The sequence below is a fragment of the Streptomyces cahuitamycinicus genome, assembly GCF_002891435.1.
GTDB lineage: Bacteria > Actinomycetota > Actinomycetes > Streptomycetales > Streptomycetaceae > Streptomyces > Streptomyces cahuitamycinicus.
On the sequence record NZ_POUC01000441.1, the window covers coordinates 1 to 6,380 of the forward strand.

The following is a 6,380-nucleotide window of genomic DNA, read 5'->3' on the forward strand; positions in this document are numbered from 1 at the left end:
CACCGGGACCGCCCGACCCCGCGCCGTCGCGAGTCCCCCACCGGCGCCGTGAAGATGGACTCCCAGATCTCACAGGCATCCCAGGCACCCCGTCCGCCCTCGTCACCTCATACGTTCCAGGTCGACCTGCGTGGTCTGGTGGACCTGCTCTCCCACCACCTCTACTCCAGTCCGAAGGTCTATCTGCGGGAGCTGCTGCAGAACGCCGTGGACGCCATCACGGCCAGACGCGCGACGGAACCCGACGCTCCGGCCCGGGTCCGGCTGTACGCCGAGGGCGGTGCGCTGCGGGTCGAGGACACCGGCGTGGGCCTCACCGAGGCGGACGTGCACAGCCTGCTCGCCACCATCGGGCGCAGCTCCAAGCGGGCCGAGGGGCTTCAGGAGGCCCGGTCCGACTTCCTCGGGCAGTTCGGCATCGGGCTGCTGGCCTGTTTCGTCGTCGCCGAGCGGATCCGGGTCGTCAGCCGCAGCGCCCGTACGCCCGGGGCGCCGCCGGTGGAGTGGACGGCGGCCGACGACGGTTCGTACACCGTGCGGACGCTGCCGGACGCCGAGCGGCCCGAACCGGGCACGACCGTGCACCTGGTGGCCCGGGCGGGTGCCGCGGAGTGGCTCTCGCCCGAGCGGGTCGAGGCGCTGGCCCGGGACTTCGGGTCGCTGCTGCCGTACGACGTCCGGGTCGGCGACGAGGCGGTCGCCGACCTTCCGGCGCCCTGGGACCGTCCGTTTCCGGGCCCGGCCGCCCGGCGCGTCGCCCTCGCCCGGCACTGCCACGGGCTGTTCGGCTTCACACCGCTGGACACGATCGACCTGTCGGTGCCGCTGGCCGGCGTCCGCGGGGTGGCGTACGTGCTGCCGTCGGCGGTCAGCCCGGCCCAGCGCGCCGGTCACCGCGTGCACCTCAAGGGCATGCTGCTGACCGAGCGGGCCGAACAGCTGCTGCCGGACTGGGCCTTCTTCGTGCGCTGCGTGCTCGACACGGACAGTCTGCGGCCCACGGCGTCGCGCGAGGCGCTGTACGAGGACGAGACGCTGGCCGCCGTACGGGAGGCGCTGGGCGAGCGGATCCGGGCCTGGCTGACGGGGCTCGCGGCCGGTGATCCGGAGCGGCTGGCCGCGTTCCTCGCGGTGCACCACCTGGGCGTGAAGTCGCTGGCCCGGCACGACCGGGAGATGCTGCGCACGATGCTGCCGTGGCTGCCGTTCGAGACGACCGACGGGCGGCTGTCCCTGGAGGAGTTCGCGCAGCGGCACCCGGTGGTGCACTTCTCGCGGACCGTCGAGGAGTACCGGCAGGTCGCGCCGATCGCGTCCGCGCAGGGCATCGGCGTGATCAACGGCGGCTACACCTACGACAGCGAGCTGGTCCAGGCACTGCCGTCGGTGCGGCCGGGGACCGTGGTCGCCGAACTGGACGCGGAGACGGTGACCGCGCACCTGGACCCGGTCGACCCGGCCGAGGAGCTGGCCCTGTCCGGCTTCCTGGCGGCGGCCCGGGCCCGGCTCGACCCGCTGGGCTGTGACGTCGTCCTGCGGGCCTTCCACCCGCTGTCCGTGCCCGCGCTGCACCTCGACGACCGGGACGCCCGGCACGAGCAGGCCCGCGCGGACGCCGAGGCACAGGCCGACGACCTGTGGGCGGGGATCCTGGGCTCCCTGCGGGGCAGCGCACCCCGCGCGCGTCTGGTGCTCAACCACCTCAATCCGCTGGTCCGCAGGATCGGCGCGCTGCCCGACCCGGAGCTGATCGGCACCGCCACGGAGTCGCTCTACGGGCAGGCGCTGCTGATGGCGCAGCGACCGCTCAGGCCGGCCGACTCGGCACTGCTCAACCGCGCGTTCATCGGCCTCCTGGAGTGGGCCACGCACAGCGAGGACGGTCAGGCATGACGGAGATCACCGACTTCGACGCCCTGCGCGAGGCGATGGCGGAGAACTCGGGGCAGCCGGAGGGGCCGGCCCGCAACGCGCGCGCGGAGGAGCTGCTGACGGCGGCCGAGAAGCTGAACGTCCCGCTCGCCGTCATCGAGGCGCTCGGCCACCAGCTGAAGGTCTACAACTACAGCTCCGAGAAGGGGAAGATGTTCGTCCCCTTCGCGCGCCTGCTGCGCATGTGGGACGAACGGCCCGAGGACTTCGACGCGTACGAGACCCACTCGCTGCACTGGGTCTTCAAGTGGGTCTCGGCCGGCATGCTCGACCAGCCGCACGTCCCGCTGGCGTCGATCGAGAAGTGGCTCGGCGAGATGGAGCACCGCTACCGGCTCGCCGGGCACTCCGAACGGGCCGTGCGGAGCGCCGAGCACAGTGTGGCCGCGCATGTCGGGGACGTGGCGCGGGCCGAGCGGGCGTATGCCGCGTGGCTGGCCGCCGACCGGGACAGCATGGCCGACTGCCACGCCTGTGAGCTGCACGTACAGGGCTGGTGGCAGGCGGAGCAGGGGCGGGACGCGCAGGCGCTGGAGCTGTGGGGGCCGGTGCTGGAGGGCGAGTACAGCTGCGCCCACGAGCCGCACACGGCCCTCGCGTCGTCCCTGCTGCCGCTGCTGCGGCTGGGGCGTGAGGAGGAGGCCCGGTCCAACCATCTGCGGGGCTTCCGGCTCGTCCGGGCGATGGAGAGCATGCGTGGCGCCTATGCGGAGCACGTGGAGTTCTGCGCGCTCACCGGCAACGAGGCGCGGGGTCTGGAACTGCTCGCGGAGCGGCCGGCGTACTTCACGGACGACGGGCAGCCGCAGAGCAAGCTGGACTTCATGAGCGTGGTGGCCCTGCTCATGGACCGGCTGACCGTCCTCGGACTGGGCGAGGGGCAGGTGCCGGGCCCGGCCGGCCGGGAGTGGACCGCCCGTGAACTCGCGGCGCACGCGCGTGAGGTGGCCCTCGCCCTGGCGGGGCGCTTCGACGAGCGCAACGGCACGGCGCACGTGAGCGAGCGGGCACGCGTGCGTATGGCGCGGCAACCGCTCGCGGAGCGCCTGCCGCTGGGGGTGCGGTCGGTACGGCCGGCCCCGCCGCCCGCTCGCCCCGCGGTTCCGGTCCCGGGCACCGGGCAGCCGGATCTGCCCGCCCTGCTGGCCGAGGCGCGGCGGCTGTCGGACACCCTGCGGCCGGGCGCCGTGGAGGCCTGGGCGGCTGCCGCCGAGGCCGCGGAGGGCGCCGGGCTGGACCCGCGCGACCGTGCCGAGATGGCCGACCACGAGGCGATGTCCCTCGGCTCCGAGGGTGCCGAGCTCTTCGAACGGGCCGCCGGCCTCTACCTGGAGGCGGGCGACCCGGGCGAGGCCCTCGCCGCACGCGCGCGTGGAGCGTACGTCCGCGCTCTCGCGGGGGATGTGGAGGGCGCCGTCGCGGCGGTGACCGGCCCGTACGACGAGGTCCTCGCGCTGTACGCCGCCGACGGCACGGGCATCCGGCAGACGGCGTCCGTCGTGATGAGCCGGGCGCGGATCATGACCCGCCGGGCGCACGGCGGCGAGAGCGACCCGGTGCCTCTCGCCGAGGCCGAGGCCGCCGTCCGGGAAGTGCTCGCGCTCGTCGAGGGCCGGGCCGGGGAGGACGTACGGCTGGCCGCGCGGGTCGCCGAGGCCCGGGCGATGCTCGGAGAGCTGGCGGGGCTGGCCGGGGACCTGGAGAGGGCAGCGGAGCTGTTCGCGCGGGGCGCCGCGGCGTTCGTGGAGGCGGGGCTGCCGTGGTTCGCGGTGGAGTACGAGGCCCGGCTCGCCTCTCTGGCTCACCACCTCGGCGACATGGCGGAGGCGGAACGGGCGCTGCGGGCGGCCCTGGAGCACGGCGGGGCGCATCTGGAGGCGCCCGGACGGGTCCAGCTGCACCTTCAGCTCGCCGAGGTCGTCGGCGGCCGGGGCGAGGCGGTGGAGGCCGCCCGGCACGCCCTGGAGGCCGCCCACTGGGCCGACGAGGCGGGCGAGTCGGGGACGCTGGGGGCGTGGGCCCGACAGCAGCTCGGCGGGTTCCTGCTGCGGCAGGGACGGTGGGCCGAGGCCGCGGAGGTGCTGGAGTCGGCGCTGCCCGAACTGACCGCCGAGACGCACGGCGACGGAGCGGTCGTGCAGACGCAGTGGTGGCTCGGCGACTGCCTGAGCGAGCTCGGCGAGCACCGGGCGGCCGCCGAACGGCGCCTGCAGGCCGCCGAGATCGCCCGGCACTGGCCCGAGCAGCACGACCACGCGACCCTCGCCCACCTGGCCGGGGAGTCCCTCGGACAGGCCGGACTGCCCGCCGAGGCGGACCGGGCCTACGCGCGCGCGGGCGACCTGTGGCGCGAGCTCGGCAACACCCACGGCCTGGTCCGCTCCCTGCGCGCCCGCGCCTGGCTGGAGCTCCGCGCGGAGGACGGGCTGGGAGAGGCACGCGGCCTGATGGCGGAAGCGGTCCGGGAGTGCGAGGCGGCAGGGGAGGCAGCCACCGACGAGGAGACCCGGCAGCAGCTCGTCGCCGAACTCGGCCACACCCACCGGCAGTTCGGCGACCTGCTGGCCCGCTCCGGCGCCGAGGACACCGAGGGCGCGCCGGTCCACGAGGTGTTCGAGGAGGCACTGGCCCAAGTGGTGCGTTCGGCCGAGGTGTTCGCCTCCCTCGGGGACGGCGCCCTGCACAGCCGCACCGGCGGGGAACTAGCCGCGGGCCGGCTGGAGGCAGACCTGGGCCGCACCGCCGACGCGACCGCACGCGCGCGTGCGGTGCTGGCGGCGTACGAGGGTTACGACGACGCGGAGGCGACCGACGGGGACGGCGACGCGGTGCGGGCCCGCCGGGCGGAGGCCGAGCAACTGCTCCGCCTCGTGGCGGAGAGGCCGGACTGAGCCCGACGGCGACCTGGACGCGCACGGAGCCCCGCTCGGGCAGTCGCCCCGGACGGAGCCGCCGCCCAGGCCGTCGACTCAGGCGGAGCCAGCCCCGCTCGGGCAGTCGCCCCAGGCGGAGCCGCCGCCCAGGCCGTCGACTCAGGCGGAGCCAGCCCCGCTCGGGCAGTCGCCCCAGGCGGAGCCCCCGCCGGGGCAGTAGACACGCACGGAGCCCCCGCCCGGGCAGTAGACACGGACGGAGCCCCGCTCGGGCAGTTCCGGAGAGGCTTCCAGGGTCGATTCGCCGACCTGGTCGACGCCAAAGCGGCCCGTCGCGGTCAGGGCGGGGTCCGGAACGCGGCGGCGGGCACGAGGGCGGTGCCCGCGATGGCGTGGTCGGCGAGCCGGGGCTGGTCGGTGACGGCGAGGCGGTCGGTGACGGCGAGGCGACCGGGAGCACCGGCCCGTCGCATCCCGCGGGTTCCCGTCGAGGCGGCCTCGGCCCTACTCCACGCCGATGAGGAGCAGGGCCCCCTGTCGTCCGCCCCGGTACACGACTGTGTCGACGGCGAGGTACCCCTCGCGGACCCGGCCCTCCAGACGCTCGGCGACGGCGTCGGCGTCGGAGACGTCGTCGCCCAGGACCAGGGTGACCATCTCTCCCCCGGCCGAGAGCATGCGGTCGAGAACGGTCTCGGCGGTCTCGGCGACGTCCGAACCGATCACGGCCACGTCCCCGTCGATGAGACCCAGGACATCGCCGGCCTGGCAGATGCCGGCCATCGTCCAGGACTGGCGTTCGGCGACGGTGACCTCGGCGTAGCGGGTGGCCCCGGCGGCGGAGGTCATGGACACGACGTCCTCGTCGAAGCGGCGGTCCGGCTCGTGCACGGCCAGTGCCGCGATGCCCTGGACCGCCGAGCGGGTCGGGATCAGGGCCACCCGGATGCCCTCCGTGCGGACCTGCTCGGCGGCCGCCGCGGCGGTGTGGCGCAGGCCGGAGTCGTTGGGCAGCAGCACGACCTCGCGTGCGTGGGCCCGCCGCACGGCCTGGACGAGCTCGCCGCTCGCCGGCGGCTCCCCCGGGCGTGCGAGCACGGTCATCGCGCCGGCCTCGGTGTACAGCCCGGCCAGCCCCTCGCCGGGCACGACCGCCACGACGGCCCGCTGGGCACGTTCCCGGGGCGGCCGCTCGGCGCCGGTCGTGTGGACGTCGCCAGCGCCGAAGTGCGTGATGCGGATCCGGTGGGGCCGCCCGGCCTCGATGCCGGCCTCGACGGCGGCGCCCGCGTCGTCCACATGGACGTGGACGTTCCACAGCCCGTCGCCGCCGACCACGACGAGGGAGTCCCCGAGGGCGTCGAGCCGCTCCCGCAGCCGTTCCACGGCCCGGTCCCCGGCCTCCAGGAGGTAGATCACCTCGAAGGCCGGCCCTTCCTGGCCCGGCACGACGGCGGCGCTGTCGGCGCACTCGTCCAGGGCCCCGTCGACCGGTACGGGACCCGCGGCGGGGTCCACGCGCGCGTGGGCGGCCCCGGAGGTGTCCCTTATACACATCTGACGCTGCCGACGGAC

Annotated in this window: 4 protein-coding genes; 2 read left to right on the forward strand and 2 right to left on the reverse strand. The window is 75.5% G+C overall.

Going from position 1 to position 6,380, the window contains the following annotated elements; genetic code table 11:
• Window positions 1-54 precede the first annotated feature (54 nt).
• Together C1J00_RS36060 and C1J00_RS36065 are read left to right on the forward strand one after the other, a co-directional pair.
• Window positions 55-1,893: an HSP90 family protein gene (locus tag C1J00_RS36060; RefSeq protein ID WP_102913155.1), complete on the forward strand. Its 1,839-nt coding sequence runs from the start codon at window positions 55-57 to the stop codon at window positions 1,891-1,893.
• A complete protein-coding gene (locus C1J00_RS36065) occupies window positions 1,890-4,823 on the forward strand; it encodes a hypothetical protein (RefSeq protein ID WP_102913154.1) in 2,934 nt (977 codons plus the stop codon). The genes C1J00_RS36060 and C1J00_RS36065 overlap by 4 nt, the downstream gene beginning before the upstream one ends.
• A 320-nt stretch (window positions 4,824-5,143) precedes the next feature.
• Here the strand turns inward: C1J00_RS36065 and C1J00_RS47745 are convergent, their stop codons facing one another.
• Window positions 5,144-5,278: a hotdog family protein gene (locus C1J00_RS47745; RefSeq protein WP_281262787.1), complete on the reverse strand. Its 135-nt coding sequence runs from the start codon at window positions 5,276-5,278 to the stop codon at window positions 5,144-5,146.
• A gap of 31 nt (window positions 5,279-5,309) precedes the next feature.
• Window positions 5,310-6,380: DAK2 domain-containing protein (locus tag C1J00_RS48595; RefSeq protein WP_500691497.1), on the reverse strand; the 1,071-nt coding region annotated here is incomplete at its 5' end.